The organism is Pseudomonas sp. C321, assembly GCF_055407105.1.
The window spans coordinates 281729-296654 of record NZ_JBUZRB010000003.1 but is presented as its reverse complement, the minus strand read 5'-3'; the positions used below and the strand labels follow the sequence as shown (position 1 = coordinate 296654).

Annotated in this window: 12 protein-coding genes; 5 read left to right on the top strand and 7 right to left on the bottom strand. The window is 58.4% G+C overall.

The features are described from left to right. Positions 1 to 81: 81 nt before the first annotated feature. The 4 genes from guaA to ACZRJ6_RS10960 all read right to left on the bottom strand — a co-directional run bounded on the left by guaA (position 82) and on the right by ACZRJ6_RS10960 (position 4789). The gene (guaA, locus tag ACZRJ6_RS10975) at positions 82 to 1659 is read right to left on the bottom strand and encodes a glutamine-hydrolyzing GMP synthase (RefSeq protein ID WP_133102103.1); all 1578 of its coding nucleotides are present in this window, start codon (positions 1657 to 1659) and stop codon (positions 82 to 84) included. An 83-nt stretch (positions 1660 to 1742) separates the two neighbouring features. Next, positions 1743 to 3212, bottom strand: a complete 1470-nt coding sequence (guaB, locus tag ACZRJ6_RS10970) for an IMP dehydrogenase (RefSeq protein ID WP_133102102.1) — start codon at positions 3210 to 3212, stop codon at positions 1743 to 1745. 116 nt (positions 3213 to 3328) lie between these two features. Continuing rightward, positions 3329 to 3877 carry a sugar ABC transporter ATPase gene (locus tag ACZRJ6_RS10965; RefSeq protein ID WP_133102101.1) on the bottom strand — a complete coding sequence of 183 codons (549 nt, stop codon included), beginning with the start codon at positions 3875 to 3877 and terminating at the stop codon, positions 3329 to 3331. Positions 3878 to 4021: 144 nt separating this feature from the next. Continuing rightward, a complete protein-coding gene (locus tag ACZRJ6_RS10960; protein WP_463968130.1) occupies positions 4022 to 4789 on the bottom strand; it encodes a sulfite exporter TauE/SafE family protein in 768 nt (255 codons plus the stop codon). 99 nt (positions 4790 to 4888) lie between these two features. Here ACZRJ6_RS10960 and ACZRJ6_RS10955 point away from each other — a divergent pair, with 99 nt between their 5' ends. The 5 genes from ACZRJ6_RS10955 to ACZRJ6_RS10935 all read left to right on the top strand — a co-directional run bounded on the left by ACZRJ6_RS10955 (position 4889) and on the right by ACZRJ6_RS10935 (position 11253). Continuing rightward, on the top strand, positions 4889 to 5779 hold the full coding sequence (locus ACZRJ6_RS10955; protein WP_463968129.1) for a LysR family transcriptional regulator: 891 nt from the start codon (positions 4889 to 4891) through the stop codon (positions 5777 to 5779). Positions 5780 to 5789: 10 nt separating this feature from the next. Continuing rightward, entirely contained in the window at positions 5790 to 7169 is a 1380-nt protein-coding gene (gene xseA / locus ACZRJ6_RS10950) for an exodeoxyribonuclease VII large subunit (protein WP_149411625.1), read from the top strand. 3 nt (positions 7170 to 7172) lie between these two features. After that, the gene (locus ACZRJ6_RS10945) at positions 7173 to 7994 is read left to right on the top strand and encodes a peptidoglycan DD-metalloendopeptidase family protein (protein WP_463968128.1); all 822 of its coding nucleotides are present in this window, start codon (positions 7173 to 7175) and stop codon (positions 7992 to 7994) included. Positions 7995 to 8400: 406 nt separating this feature from the next. After that, entirely contained in the window at positions 8401 to 10080 is a 1680-nt protein-coding gene (gene leuA / locus ACZRJ6_RS10940) for a 2-isopropylmalate synthase (protein WP_463968127.1), read from the top strand. 390 nt (positions 10081 to 10470) lie between these two features. Beyond that, a complete protein-coding gene (locus ACZRJ6_RS10935; protein WP_463968126.1) occupies positions 10471 to 11253 on the top strand; it encodes a hypothetical protein in 783 nt (260 codons plus the stop codon). A gap of 103 nt (positions 11254 to 11356) precedes the next feature. Here the strand turns inward: ACZRJ6_RS10935 and ACZRJ6_RS10930 are convergent, their stop codons facing one another. The 3 genes from ACZRJ6_RS10930 to der all read right to left on the bottom strand — a co-directional run bounded on the left by ACZRJ6_RS10930 (position 11357) and on the right by der (position 14867). After that, positions 11357 to 12148 carry an amidohydrolase gene (locus tag ACZRJ6_RS10930; protein ID WP_463968125.1) on the bottom strand — a complete coding sequence of 264 codons (792 nt, stop codon included), beginning with the start codon at positions 12146 to 12148 and terminating at the stop codon, positions 11357 to 11359. Further along, positions 12136 to 13284 carry a pyridoxal phosphate-dependent aminotransferase gene (locus ACZRJ6_RS10925; RefSeq protein ID WP_463968124.1) on the bottom strand — a complete coding sequence of 383 codons (1149 nt, stop codon included), beginning with the start codon at positions 13282 to 13284 and terminating at the stop codon, positions 12136 to 12138. Before ACZRJ6_RS10925 ends, ACZRJ6_RS10930 begins: the two co-directional genes overlap by 13 nt. A gap of 113 nt (positions 13285 to 13397) precedes the next feature. Then, positions 13398 to 14867, bottom strand: coding sequence for a ribosome biogenesis GTPase Der (gene der / locus ACZRJ6_RS10920; protein ID WP_149411630.1), 1470 nt, complete (start codon positions 14865 to 14867; stop codon positions 13398 to 13400). Positions 14868 to 14926: the final 59 nt, after the last annotated feature.

Here is a 14926-nt window from a genome sequence, read left to right as displayed (position 1 = left end):
CCCAAAAAGCCGAAAGCCCGCAGTTACGCGGGCTCCAGGGCATTTCTTGCTAGTTAGTGCCGGACAATGCCGGACGTCCAATCATTCCCACTCAATGGTCGCCGGCGGCTTGCTCGACACGTCATAAGTAACGCGGGAGATGCCTTCGATTTCATTGATGATACGGCCGCTGACGGTTTCCAGCAGTTCGTACGGCAGGTGTGCCCAACGGGCGGTCATGAAGTCGATGGTTTCCACCGCACGCAGGGCCACAACCCAAGCGTAACGACGGGCGTCACCGACCACGCCGACCGATTTCACCGGCTGGAACACCACGAACGCTTGGCTGACCTTGTGGTACCAGTCGGCCTTGCGCAGTTCTTCGATGAAGATATGGTCGGCGCGACGCAGCAGGTCGGCGTATTCCTTCTTCACTTCACCGAGAATCCGCACACCCAGGCCTGGGCCTGGGAATGGGTGACGGTAGACCATGTCGTACGGCAGGCCCAACTCCAGACCCAGACGACGGACTTCGTCCTTGAACAGCTCACGCAGCGGCTCTACCAGCTTGAGGTTCATTTCATCAGGCAGGCCACCGACGTTGTGGTGGGACTTGATCACATGGGCCTTGCCGCTCTTGGCGCCCGCCGACTCGATCACGTCAGGGTAGATGGTGCCCTGGGCGAGGTACTTGATGTTGTCCAGGCTGTTGGACTGGGCATCAAACACGTCGATGAAGGTGCGCCCAATGATCTTGCGCTTCTTCTCCGGGTCCGACTCGCCAGCCAGATTGTTGAGGAACTGCTCCTCGGCGTTGGCGCGGATCACCTTGACGCCCATGTTCTCGGCGAACATGGCCATCACTTGCTCGCCTTCGTGCAGACGCAGCAGGCCGTTGTCGACGAAGACGCAGGTCAGTTGGTCGCCAATGGCCTTGTGCAGCAGCGCAGCAACTACCGAAGAGTCAACGCCGCCGGACAGGCCCAGCAGGACGTTGTCGGTGCCAACCTGGGCACGGATGTTGGCGATGGCGTCTTCAGCGATTTTCGACGGGGTCCACAGCGCTTCGCAGCCGCAGATGTCGAGGATGAAGCGCGAGAGGATGCGACCGCCCTGCTTGGTGTGGGTCACTTCCGGGTGGAACTGCACGCCGTAGTAGCCACGCTCGTCGTTGAACATGCCGGCAATCGGGCAGCTCGGGGTGCTGGCGAGGATGTGGAAATCCTCTGGCATTTTGGTGACCTTGTCACCGTGGCTCATCCACACGTCGAGGCCGAACAGGCCGTCGGCGTCGATGTGGTCTTCGATGCCGTCCAGCAGGCGGCTTTTGCCAACCACGTCGACACGGGCATAACCGAATTCACGCAGCTCGGAACCTGCGACCTTGCCGCCCAGTTGCTCGGCCATGGTCTGCATGCCGTAACAAATACCGAAAACCGGCACGCCCAGGTCAAACACGGCTTGCGGGCAACGCGGGCTGTTGGCTTCGTGCACGGACTCAGGGCCGCCAGCGAGAATGACGCCTTTTGGAGCGAACTCGCGAATCGCTTCGTCGTCCATGTCGAACGGATGCAGTTCGCAGTACACACCGATTTCACGCACGCGGCGGGCGATCAGTTGGGTGTACTGGGAACCGAAGTCGAGGATCAGGATGCGGTGGGCGTGAATGTCGAGGGCCATGGAGTCAGTCTCGTCTATGGAATTCAGAAACAACTCGGGGCTGAATAAAACAGCCCCGGTTACTTAACGTTTTGCTGGAAGCATCAACCTACGCGGTAGTTCGGCGCTTCTTTGGTGATCTGTACGTCGTGGACGTGGGATTCGGCCATGCCGGCACCGGTGATCCGCACGAACTCTGGCTTGGTGCGCATTTCTTCGATGTCGGCACTGCCGGTGTAGCCCATCGAGGAACGCAGGCCGCCCATCAGTTGATGGATGATAGCGCCCAGGGTGCCCTTGTACGGAACACGCCCTTCAATGCCTTCCGGTACCAGCTTCTCGGCGCCCGCGGAGGAGTCCTGGAAGTAACGGTCGGAAGAACCTTGCGCCTGGGACATTGCTCCCAGGGAGCCCATGCCACGGTAAGCCTTGTAGGAACGGCCCTGGTACAGTTCGATCTCGCCGGGTGCTTCTTCAGTACCCGCAAACATCGAGCCCATCATCACGCAGGAAGCACCGGCAACGATGGCCTTGGACAGGTCACCGGAGTAACGGATACCGCCGTCGGCGATCAACGGCACGCCGGTGCCTTCAAGGGCCTCGGCGACATTGGCGATGGCGCTGATTTGCGGTACGCCGACACCGGCGACGATACGGGTGGTGCAGATCGAGCCAGGGCCGATACCGACCTTGACTGCGTCAGCGCCCGCTTCAACCAATGCCTTGGCAGCAGCGCCGGTAGCAATGTTGCCGCCGATCACTTGTACTTCAGGGAAATTCTCTTTGACCCAGCGAACGCGGTCGATCACGCCTTTGGAGTGACCGTGGGCAGTGTCGACCACCACCACGTCAACACCGGCAGCCACCAGGGCCGAGACGCGCTCGCCGGTGTCTTTACCCGTGCCGACCGCAGCACCTACACGCAGACGACCTTGATCGTCCTTGCTGGCCAGCGGGTACGCCTTGGCTTTTTCGATGTCGTTGACAGTCATCATGCCTTTGAGGGCGAATTTGTCGTCGACGATCAGCACGCGCTCGATGCGGTGCTTGTGCAGCAATTCGCGAGCGTCGTTCTTGTCGGCGCCTTCCTTGACCGTGACCAGACGTTCTTTAGGCGTCATCACTTCGCGGACAGTGGCTTCCAGACGGTTTTCGAAACGCACGTCACGGGAAGTGACAATGCCAACGAGGTCGCCATTATGAAGCACCGGAACACCGGAGATGTTATGCAGGCTGGTCAGTTCGAACAGCTCACGAACGGTGGCGTCGGCCTCGATAGTGATCGGGTCCTTGACCACACCGGCTTCGTAACGCTTGACCTTGCGCACTTCGGCAGCTTGCTGCTCGATGGTCATGTTCTTGTGGATGATGCCGATGCCGCCTTCCTGAGCCATGGCGATGGCCAGACGGGCTTCGGTGACGGTGTCCATGGCAGCGGAAACCAGGGGAATATTCAGCTCGATGCCACGGGTTAGGCGGGTCTTGAGACTGACTTCGTTAGGAAGCACCTCGGAATAACCGGGCACTAGGAGAATGTCGTCGAATGTCAGAGCTTCTTGGCTGATACGCAGCATCGCGGGGGCTCCCGAGCGGGAAAATGGAAGCGCGCCATTATACTCAGAGACCTACCAGGGCTCAATGTAAAACTCTGACATTATTGGTAATACTGATAGAAGGAAAAAAGATTGGTTTAAAGCTCGACTTTGACCCAGCTCATTTTCTGGTCGAGCCAGTCGGCAAATTCGTCGATAAAGCTCTGCTTGAACCCCGCCTCCGCCCAGTTGTTGAAGATGAAGCCCAGGTTGGAAAAGCCACATTCCTGCAGGAACAGAAAACCGTTGATGTCGTCTTCATGGCCACACAACGGGCAGGTGAAGTTATCGGTGTGGCCAGGCATCCAGTCTTCCAGGCTGTCGAACAGCGCTTCGCCGACTTCCTTGAGGCATTCCGGGCAGCCGGCTTCTTCGAGAAAACCCTTGGCCGGGGTGTAGATGCAGCGCTTGTAGATAATTTCCAGGCCATTGACCGGTTCGTTGAACGGCAGCGCTTCGGGGTGCAGCACCACGGCGCGGGCACCGTCGGCGATGGCGTAGGCCATACGGCTGCCAGTGCGACCGCAGGTGGTGAGTTCTTCCTTGACGATGTTCTTGCGCACCAGCCAGCGCACAATCGCCCGGGCCCGCGGTTCGTGGACGGGCAATGTGGATATTTTCGGGACTAGGATGCTTTGGGAATTCATGAGGCCTGGATGTCCTGCGGTGTGGCTTCTGGCCTCATCGCGGGCAAGCCCGGCTCCCACAGTTGATCGCATTTCAATGTGGGAGCCGGGCTTGCCCGTGATGAGGCCCGGGAGGACGGCAGCTTAATCCCTGAAAAAACCAGGTCAAGTGCTCAAATAGCGCACGATCAAGGCAATACCACTGGCCAGCACCAGCCAGGTCACCAACTGCACGAACGCCTCACGGGACATGCGCAGGGTCAGCCGTCGACTAACCCACAACCCCAGCGCCATTGCCGGTAACAGGCACACTGCCAACATCAACAAGGATAGCTCGGCATACACTCCCGCGATCAAAAACAGACTCAGGCGCACCACCGTGCTGCAACTGATCAACGCACTCTGGGTCGCCCGCGCCGCTTCCTTGGGTAGGCGGCTGTTGAGGTAGATCGCATATAAAAAGCCGCCACTGCCAAACAACGCGCCAAACAGCCCACCGACAGTGCCCATGGGAATCGCCCAGCCGACAGCGAGCTGCCTGGGCCTGGCCTTCACCGCCAGGCTATAGATCGCATAGGCGCTGATAAACAGTCCCATCAGCAGCAGCAATAGATCCGATTGAAGGTTGAGCAAAAAGATCACCCCGAGGGTGCAGCCAATCGCCATGCACGGCAGCAACCTCAACAGTTCCGGCTTCGCCACATCTCGCCGCGATTGTAGGAGGTTGCCAAAGGCCGCGACAAAATCCAGCAACACCAGCAACGGGATGATCTTCGACAGCGGCATAAACAGGATCAGGATCGGCCCCGCCACCAGCGCCGTGCCAAAGCCGGCAATGCCGAACACTATGTAGGCCACGACGACTCCCAAGCCAATCACCAGCCAGTCAACGCCACCAAAGGACCAATTACTCATCAGTTCGACTGGGCTCATGCCGTATTCCTTAATGAAGATGGCCATCACTTTAGCCATTGGCTAGGGTTGCGACTAATATCTTCAAAGGCCACTACCTATCTTGAAAAGGCATGACTTGTGATTTCCACCCGGCAACTGCGTTACTTCGTCGAAATCGCCGAGAGCGGCAGCTTCAGCGCCGCCGCCGAGCGGCTGTTTGTCGCGCAATCGGCCCTTAGCCGGCAGATCAAGGAGCTTGAATCTCAACTGCAAACCCCATTATTCGAACGCACCGCCCGCCAGCCACGGCTAACCGCAGCGGGCGAAGCGTTTTATCCACGAGCCCGCAACCTGCTGGGCGAATTGCACAAGGCCAGTGAAATGGCCACGCAAGTGGGCAACGGTCAACTCGGCACGTTGCGCCTGAGTCATTCCAGCACGGTGCCGATGAGCGGTCGCCTGTTGCAAGGGATCAGCACCTACCTGCAACAGTGCCCTGACGTGTCGATGGACATCGTCAAACTGTCCTCCGAAGCGCAACTGGAAGAAATCGCCGAGGGGCGGCTGGAAGTTGGGCTATTGCGCTTGCCGGTATTGCGTCAGCGCGAGGGGGTGCGAATCGTGCCTTTATATAGTGAGCGATTGTTGTTGGCGGTGCCGCCCGACCACCCGCTGGCGCTCAACAAGACTGCTATCGACTTGGCCCAGCTCAAGGACGAGGCCTTTATCTCGATCCCTCACCCACAGCGCGGAGGGCTGAGTTACCTGTCAGCCGAGTTGTGCATGCGTGCCGGATTTTTCCCCAGGGCGGCGCGGGTAATGTCACGCAAGACCACGCAATTGCAGTTGATTCAGGCCGGGTTTGGCATCGCCCTGTTGCCTGAATCGATGCAGGACATCGCCCCGGCCAATATCCACTTCCTGCCGTTGGCTGATCCTGATTGCCTAAGCACCATCGCCCTCGCCTGCCGGCAAGCGCCAACTGCGCTGGTGGAGCAATTCTGTCAAACACTGGGCGAATGCCTATAAACTGCCGCCCATGATTAAAGATCCCTTTGCCCGTCTGGGCCTGGACCGCGAAGTCCTGACTGTCAGCCAGCTCAACGGCCGCGCGCGGGTGTTGCTTGAAGACGTGTTCACCAATATCTGGGTTGAAGGCGAAATCTCCAACCTCGCCCGCCCGGCTTCCGGCCACGTGTATTTCACGCTCAAGGACAGCGGTGCCCAGGTGCGCTGCGCGCTGTTCCGGCAGAACGCTGCACGGGTACGCCAAGCCTTGAAGGATGGCCTGGCGGTCAAGGTGCGGGGCAAGGTCTCGCTGTTTGAAGGCCGTGGCGACTATCAACTGATTCTCGACACCGTGGAGCCTGCCGGTGACGGCGCCCTTCGCCTAGCCTTCGATGCGCTGAAGGAAAAACTCAGCGCCGAAGGTCTGTTCAGCGCCGAACGCAAGGTGCCGCTGCCGGCTCATCCGCAGCGCATCGGCATTATCAGTTCGCCCACTGGCGCAGTGATCCGCGACATCATCAGTGTGTTCCGCCGCCGTGCGCCGCAGGTGCAATTGACGTTGATCCCAACGGCGGTTCAAGGCCGTGAAGCGATAACGCAGATCGTCCGCGCCTTGAAGCTGGCCGACGCTCGTGGCTTCGACGCGCTGATCCTGGCCCGTGGCGGCGGCTCCCTGGAAGACCTCTGGTGTTTCAACGAAGAAGCCGTAGCCCGCGCAGTGGATGCGTGCGTGACGCCAATTGTCAGCGCCATCGGCCATGAAACCGATGTATCCATCAGCGATTTCGTCGCCGACGTGCGTGCGCCAACGCCTTCCGCTGCCGCCGAACTGCTGGCACCGGACTCCAGCGATCTGGTGCGCCAGGTCGAAAGCCTGCACCGGCGCCTGGTGATGCGCATACGCAACCGGTTGATGCATGACCGCCTGCGCCTGGAAGGCATGGCCCGCCGCCTGCGTCATCCGGGTGAACGTCTGCGCCAGCAAGCCCAACGCCTGGACGATCTGGATATGCGCCTGCGCCGCGCCTTCGAGCGCAGCCTCAATACCCGTCGTGAACGTTTGATCCGCCTGGAAACCCGCCTCGCCGGCCAACATCCAGGCCGCCAACTGGCGCTGCTGCGCCAACGCCTGGACAGCCTCGCCGAACGCCTGCCCAGGGCTATGCGCGAAGGCCTCAAGGCGCGGCGCCTCCAGCTACAAAGCCAGGTGCAGACGCTGCAAGTGGTCAGCCCGCTGGCAACGCTGGGCCGTGGCTACAGCATTCTGCTGGACGAGCGCGGCCAGGCAATTCGCAACGCCGCGCAAACCCACACCGGCCAGCGCCTTAGCGCGAGACTCGGTGAAGGTCAATTGCAGGTTCGGGTGGAAGACAACCACCTCACGCCCGTCACTCTCTCGTTACTGGATTGATTCATGCCACGTTTTCTTAGCTTGTTGATGCTGTTGTGCCTGACCTTCAATGCCCATGCCGACAGCTACATCACTCGGGTGCTGAACAAGCCTGTTCCCGGTGGTGTCGCGGTTATTGACCTGGGCGCCTCAGCGATGGCGCCTAAAGCCAGCTACCAAGGGAAACCGGTGCTGGTGGTCAAGGAGCAGGAGAACTGGCGGGCAATTGTTGGCATCCCGCTGACAGTCAAACCCGGCAGCCAGCAAATCAGCAGTGGCAGCCGCAATCTGGCGTTCACCGTGGGCAACAAGAAATACCCGGAACAACACATCACCTTGAAGAACAAAAGCCAGGTGAATCCGGACCCTGCACAACTCAAACGCATCGAAGGCGAACTGGCGGTTCAGCTTAAGGCTTACCGCAGTTTCAGTCCGAACACACCGAGTAACCTGGTGCTGGACAAGCCGGTCAACGGGCCGCTGTCGAGCAAGTTTGGTGTGCGACGGTTCTTTAATGGCGAGGAGCGTAATCCTCATTCGGGCCTCGATTTTGCCGTGGGGGCCGGTACACCGATCAAGACCCCGGCGGGTGGCAAGGTGATTTTGACCGGCAACTACTTTTTCAATGGCAACACCGTGTTCGTCGACCATGGCCAGGGCTTTATCAGCATGTTTTGCCATATGTCGAAGATTGATGTGACCGTGGGCCAGCAATTGGCGCGCGGCGCGGTAGTGGGCAAGGTGGGCTCCACCGGACGGGCCACCGGGCCGCATATGCACTGGAATATCAGCTTGAATGATGCGCGGGTAGATCCGGCGATATTTATTGGGTCGTTTCAGCCTTGACGTAAAGGGTGATTCTTTTGGGGGCTGCTGCGCAGCCCAACGCGGCGGTGCGGCGATCCGACAAGCCCGCTCGCCACAACCAGCGACCTCAATTGCGCACCTTACAAAGCTTGCGCAAATAAAATCACATACAAGACAATTTCCAGCCATAAAATCTCGCTTATTACGCCAATATCAAAACTTCTCTCAATTTTTTCCGACTGCTTGCCATCTTTCACCCCGGCGGTTAGGGTTGAGCTTATGAAAACCTCTCACACCCTCATTCAGCTCCGCCAGCACCGCAGCCTGTGCCTCGTCAGCGCACGACTGCCAGGCTGAATCGATCTGCCTCGTCCCAAGCTTCATCCCCAACAATAGTTTTACGGCAGGCCGCCTTTTCTCGGCCCCTACAACAAAGGATTTCCCGATGAGCATGCTCAAAGACCCGTCTTCGAAATACCGCGCGTTCCCGACCATTGATATCCCGGACCGTACCTGGCCGTCGAAGACCATCACCGCCGCGCCGATCTGGTGCAGTTCCGACTTGCGCGACGGCAACCAGTCGCTGATCGAACCGATGGACGCGGTGAAAAAGCTGCGCTTCTGGAAAACCCTGGTATCGGTCGGAGTAAAGGAAATCGAGGCCTCGTTCCCGGCCGCTTCGCAAACCGACTTCGACTTCGTCCGTACCCTGATTGAAGACAACCACATCCCCGAGGACACCACCATCCAGGTGCTGACCCAGGGCCGTGAAGACTTGATCGCCCGTACTTTCGAATCCCTGCGCGGGGCGAAAAAAGCCATCGTTCACTTGTACAACGCCACTTCGCCGTCGTTCCGCCGCATTGTCTTCAATCAGGACAAGGACGGGGTCAAGGCCATCGCGGTCAACGCGGCCAAGCTGTTCGTCAAATACGCCGCCCAGCAGCCGGATACCCAGTGGACCTTCGAATACTCGCCAGAGACCTTCAGCGCCACTGAGTTGGAGTTCGCCAAGGAAGTCTGTGACGCGGTGATCGAGGTGTGGAACCCGACACCTGAGCACAAGGTGATCCTCAACCTGCCCGCCACCGTTGAGTGCGCCACGCCGAACATCTATGCCGACCAGATCGAATGGTTCGGTCGTCATATCAACCGTCGTGACAGCGTGATCATCAGCCTGCACACCCATAACGACCGTGGCACTGGCGTAGCGGCCACCGAGTTGGGCCTGATGGCTGGTGCCGACCGTGTCGAAGGCTGCCTGTTCGGCAATGGCGAGCGCACCGGCAACGTCGATCTGGTGACCGTGGCGTTGAACCTCTACACCCAGGGCATACACCCTGAGCTGGATTTCTCCGACATCGACGGCGTACGCAAGGTCGTGGAAGAGTGCAACCAGATTCAGGTGCACCCGCGTCACCCGTATGTCGGTGATCTGGTTCACACCGCTTTCTCCGGCTCCCACCAGGACGCGATCCGCAAGGGCTTTGCCCAGCAAAAACCGGATGCCTTGTGGGAAGTGCCGTACTTGCCGATCGACCCGGCCGACATCGGCCGCAGCTACGAGGCAGTGATTCGCGTCAATAGTCAGTCGGGCAAGGGCGGCATCGCCTACCTGCTGGAGCAGGAATACGGCATCAGCTTGCCACGCCGCATGCAGATTGAATTCAGCCAGGTAGTACAGGCGGAAACCGACCGCGTGGGCCTGGAGATGACGGCCTCGCAGATTCACAGCCTGCTGCAACGTGAATACTTGCAAGCCAACACTCCATACGCACTGGTCAGCCATCGCCTACAGGAAGAAAACGGCAATAGCTCGGTAGAAGTTGAAGTCTCCGGCAAGGGACAGGGCGAAACCAACCTGCGCTGGCACGGTAAAGGCAACGGCGCCCTGGAAGCGCTGGTGGCCGGGCTGCCGATTGGTGTGGAAATCATGGATTACAACGAACACGCCATCGGCGCCGGTACCAATGCCAAGGCAGCGGCCTACATTGAGCTGCGAGTGAACGGTGAGCGTCCGGTGCACGGCGTGGGCATTGATGAAAACATCACCACGGCGAGCTTCAAGGCGGTGTTCAGCGCGCTGAACCGCTCCCTGAGCCAGCTGGAAGCGAAAGCGGCGTAAGCACTGACCGCTGAAATGCAAAAGGCCCCTGGATGAGAATCCAGGGGCCTTTTTTGTTGGGCCTTGCACCACTGAAGCGAAAGCAACTCCATATAGCCCTACAACTGCCAATAGGAGCGCCCTGCAAAACCACAAACTGAGCATTTGCTTCACTAAAGCGTAATTTTTAGCCAAAAAAATGGAACTGGCAACATCACTCTTCCCACTCAGTCAGCGTCTGCAAGGAGTGGACGATCGTGCATTTACTTACCAAGGATAAGATCAACGTCGTACATTAGAGAATATACGCGTGGAAGACACCAATAATTGTTCTGCCTGCCCAACTCCTCCCGATAAAACAATATTGTCTTCCCGCCCTCAAAAAAATGTTTGATTTCGGAGACTTCGCGCGTGATTAATCAAATCCCCTCATCGTCGACTGGTGCCTGGCCACTCGTTCCAGACGCGTCCTCACAGAAAGGTTCGGCAGCAGAAACGCAGACGGCTCATCCCACATACTTTCAGCCTGCTCCCACTGAGGATTCTGACTCACCATCGAAAAAAAGCATTACTCCTGAAAGCCTAGGCATAAAAAAAGGGCATGTAGGCCTGGCCACCTTCATGTATGAAACGATGTATAAAGCAAAAGAAGAAAACGATAACTTTTCAAATAGAATCGCCAAAGAGCATAGTGGAAAAGTTATTACTGCCCCGATGAAATCAATTGATCGTTCCCTGACAAAGATAGACAACGACTATGCAGGGGACATGGGAAAAATCAAAGATATCACTCGCTCCACTGTCATCATCAACAGCGATAAAATAGACGATGTGCTTTCCGACTTACAAAAGAAAGAAGGAATGAATATCAAGCATATCAACGGTGATGTCGATCCACTCGGCTACAGTGGCATTAACGCAACCTACAAAGCGAAAGAAGGAGGAAACTGTGAACTCCAGGTTATTACTCCGGCGATGATATTTGGAAAGATGAATACAAGTACAGCCAAAAGCATGCTGGGGGAAGAGTACTGCAGGAGACTGGAAGAAGCCTCCGGACAAAAAGGAGGCCTGGGGCATGGGTTCTATGAACAGTATCGAACAATAGACCCCAACAGCGAGAAAGCCAAAGACATCGCTCAACAAAGCAAAGACTATTACGCGGCGATAAGAAACAACGAGTTCTCCCTTTAAGCAGCGTTCTTGAGCCTTCCCTCGCCACTCAGAACAAAGCCGCGATTTCCCCACAGGCTTGGCAGGTACCTCAGCACAAGGCCGAGGTATCGCTGACGAACACTCAGCTCAGTTCAAAAGTATCGGCATCCAGGTTCGCCGGGAAGCGTGTGCGGTACTCCGCCAATTCCGATGCATCCAGGCACACCTGGAACACCCCGTCCGCCTCCCCTACGCTCAGCAGGCTCTCTCCCTGGAAGTCCAGGACCTGGCTGTCACCGGTGTAGGCAAAACCTTTACCGTCCGTGCCCACTCGATTCACCGCCGCCACATAGCACAGGTTTTCGATGGCCCGTGCCGGCAGCAGGCGGTTCCAGTGCTGACGCCGTGCGCCCGGCCAGTTGGCGGTGTACAGCAGCAGGTCTGTGTCTTGGGCATCGCGGCTCCACACCGGAAAACGCAGGTCATAGCAAATCAACGGACGAATCCGCCAGCCCTTGAGTTCGAACTGCACCTGGCGCTCGCCAGGGGTGTAGTGGTCGTGCTCACCGGCCATGCGAAACAGATGGCGCTTGTCGTAATGCAGCACCTCACCATCAGGCCGCGCCCACAACAGGCGGTTACGGTGGCTGCCGTCAGCAGCCAGGATGATCACGCTGCCAGTGATCACCGCGTCGTGTTTCTTCGCCTGGGCCTTGAGCCATTCATGGGTTGGACCATTTTCCACTTCGGCAAGGGTTTGCGACGCCATGGAAAAGCCGGTGGTGAACATCTCCGGTAGCACAATCAGGTCCGCCCCCTTGGTCTGCTCTAGCAGCGGCTCAAAATGCTCCAGGTTGGCCTGGCGGTCGTGCCAGACAAGGGTGGTCTGCACCAGGGCGATGTTCAGGTTGGGCAACGCACTCAGATCACGCATAGTTTTTCTGCTGCTTGGCGCAGCGTCTCCTCGCGCTTGGCAAAACACAGGCGCACCAGGCGCTGGCCTTGGGGTGGGCTCTGGTAGAACACCGAAACCGGGATGGTCGCCACGCCGTGCTCGCGGGTCATCCACAGCGACATCTCGACGTCATTGAGGTCGGGGCGAATCCGCGAGTAATCCACCAGTTGGAAGTAAGTACCGGTCACTCGGGTAAAACTGAAGCCCGACGGTGCCAGCAAGTCGCAAAACAGGTCACGCTTGGCCTGATAAAAGGCCGGTAGCTCTTCGACGTGTTTCGGGTGTTCGGCCATGAAATCCGCCAGCGCGTACTGCAAAGGAGTCACGCCGCAGAAGCTGACATATTGATGCACCTTGCGCAGTTCGGCAGTCAGGGCCGGTGGCGCGACCACGTAGCCGGTTTTCCAGCCGGTAACGTGGTAGGTCTTGCCAAAGGAGCTGACCACAAATGAACGTTGATACAGCTCCTCATGGGCCAGCACGCTGACGTGGGGCACACCATCGAACACCAAGTGTTCGTAAACCTCGTCGCTGACCAGGTAGATATCGCGGTCGCGGATCAGTTCGGCCAACTGGTCCAGCTCGGCCCGATTGATCAAGGCACCGCTGGGGTTATGCGGGGTGTTGAGAATGATCATGCGGGTGCGCGGCGACAGTGCAGCCTTAATCTTCTCGAAATCCAGGGTGAAGTCATGCAGGCCCAACTGCACATGCACGCAACGACCGCCGGCCAGCTCCACCGAGGGCTCGTAGCTGTCGTAGCAAGGGTCAAACACGATGACTTCATCACCGCTGCGGATCACCGCCTGGATCGCGCAGAAGATTGCCTGGGTAGCGCCGGGGGTGATGGTCACTTCGCTGTCGGCGCTCACCGTGGAGCCGTAGCTGCGGGCGATCTTGGCCGCCACCTGCTGACGCAACGCAGGGAGACCGGTCATGGGGGCGTATTGGTTATGGCCGCTGGCGATATGTTTGCCCACCGCGTCGAGCAAGGCTTGGGGGCCATTGAAATCGGGAAAACCCTGGGACAGGTTAAGCGCGCCGGTTTCGGCGGCAAGCTGGGACATGGTAGTGAAAATGGTGGTGCCGACATTCGGCAGTTTACTGGTGATCATCGGTGAGTCCCTGCTGAACACCCGGCTCTACGGCGGCACGGGAAGGACCGAGGATAGCCCATACCGCGCGCACAAAAAAAGGGCGCCAGAGGCGCCCTTTCGGCTGATCGGGATCAGCGTTTATCTTTACGCTTTTTATCAGCCTTCTTGTTGTGACTCATCAAGCGACGTTTCTTGTTCACTTGGCGGTCAGTCAGGCTGTTCTTGTTGCCTTCGTATGGGTTTTCGCCACCCTTGAACTCGATACGGATCGGCGTGCCGACCAGTTTCAAGACACGGCGGTAGGTGTTTTCCAGGTAACGGACGTAGGACTTGGGCACCTTCTCGATCTGATTACCGTGGATCACGATAATCGGCGGGTTGGCACCACCCAAGTGGGCGTAACGCAGCTTGATCCGGCGGTTGTTGACCATCGGCGGTGCGTGGTCGCCAACTGCGTCTTCGAGGATCTGGGTCAGGCGGTTGGTCGGCCAGCGGGTCACAGCGGACTTGAACGAGTTCTGAACCGAAGCGTAGAGGTTACCCACGCCGGTGCCGTGCAATGCCGAGATAAAGTGGATATCGGCAAAGTCGACGAAGAACAGACGACGCTGCAGCTCGACCTTGACGAAGTCACGCTCGCTCGGCGTCATGCCGTCCCACTTGTTGATCGCAATCACCAAGGCCCGACCGGCTTCCAGGGCAAAGCCCAGGAGGTTGAGGTCGTGGTCGACCACGCCTTCGCGGGCGTCCATGACGAAGATCACCACGTTGGCGTCTTTGATCGCCTGCAGGGTTTTGACCACGGAGAACTTTTCAACTTCCTCGTGGATCTTGCCACGCTTGCGCACGCCGGCGGTGTCGATCAGCGTGTACTTCTCGTCGTTACGCTCGAACGGGATGTAGATACTGTCGCGGGTGGTGCCGGGTTCGTCATAGACGATAACTCGGTCTTCGCCCAGCATACGGTTGACCAGGGTCGACTTGCCGACGTTCGGCCGGCCGATGATGGCGATCTTGATGCCGTCTTTCTCGCTCGGACCAGGAATGCGCTTGGCTTCCTCGCCTTCAGCAACGATCTCGCCTTCGCCCTCTTCTTCCTCGACGTCATCGCGTGGGAAGTCGCGCAGGCAGATTTCCAGCATCTGGGTGATGCCGCGACCGTGGGCACCGGCGATCGGGATCGCGTCGCCCAGGCCCATCGGGCTGAATTCGGCGCGGGCCATTTCCGGATCGATGTTATCGATCTTGTTGGCCACCACGTAGGAACGCTTGTTGCGCTTGCGCAGGTGCTCGCCAATCATCTGGTCAGCAGCGGTGTAGCCCGCGCGGGCATCCACCAGGAACAGCACGACATCGGCTTCTTCAATGGCCAGCAGCGACTGCTCGGCCATCTTTTCGTCCATGCCATGTTCGTCACCGGAGATACCGCCGGTGTCGACAAGAATGTAGGAGCGCCCTTGCCACTTTGCCTCACCGTATTGGCGATCACGGGTCAGACCGGACAAGTCGCCGACGATGGCGTCGCGAGTCCTGGTCAGGCGGTTAAACAAGGTGGACTTGCCGACGTTTGGTCGGCCCACCAGGGCGATTACGGGAACCATGAGGCTCTCCAGTTCGTTATTTCAGAAAATACAAAAGCCGCTGCAAGGCAGCGGCTGGT

Bases quoted from the DNA above. Each gene is read 5' to 3' on its own strand.
- ACZRJ6_RS10965 (WP_133102101.1), bottom strand. From the start codon at position 3,877: ATGAATTCCCAAAGCATCCTAGTCCCGAAAATATCCACATTGCCCGTC.
- ACZRJ6_RS10925 (WP_463968124.1), bottom strand. From the start codon at position 13,284: ATGATCACCAGTAAACTGCCGAATGTCGGCACCACCATTTTCACTACC.
- guaA (WP_133102103.1), bottom strand. From the start codon at position 1,659: ATGGCCCTCGACATTCACGCCCACCGCATCCTGATCCTCGACTTCGGT.
- xseA (WP_149411625.1), top strand. From the start codon at position 5,790: ATGATTAAAGATCCCTTTGCCCGTCTGGGCCTGGACCGCGAAGTCCTG.
- ACZRJ6_RS10960 (WP_463968130.1), bottom strand. From the start codon at position 4,789: ATGAGCCCAGTCGAACTGATGAGTAATTGGTCCTTTGGTGGCGTTGAC.
- ACZRJ6_RS10945 (WP_463968128.1), top strand. From the start codon at position 7,173: ATGCCACGTTTTCTTAGCTTGTTGATGCTGTTGTGCCTGACCTTCAAT.
- guaB (WP_133102102.1), bottom strand. From the start codon at position 3,212: ATGCTGCGTATCAGCCAAGAAGCTCTGACATTCGACGACATTCTCCTA.
- der (WP_149411630.1), bottom strand. From the start codon at position 14,867: ATGGTTCCCGTAATCGCCCTGGTGGGCCGACCAAACGTCGGCAAGTCC.
- leuA (WP_463968127.1), top strand. From the start codon at position 8,401: ATGAGCATGCTCAAAGACCCGTCTTCGAAATACCGCGCGTTCCCGACC.
- ACZRJ6_RS10930 (WP_463968125.1), bottom strand. From the start codon at position 12,148: ATGCGTGATCTGAGTGCGTTGCCCAACCTGAACATCGCCCTGGTGCAG.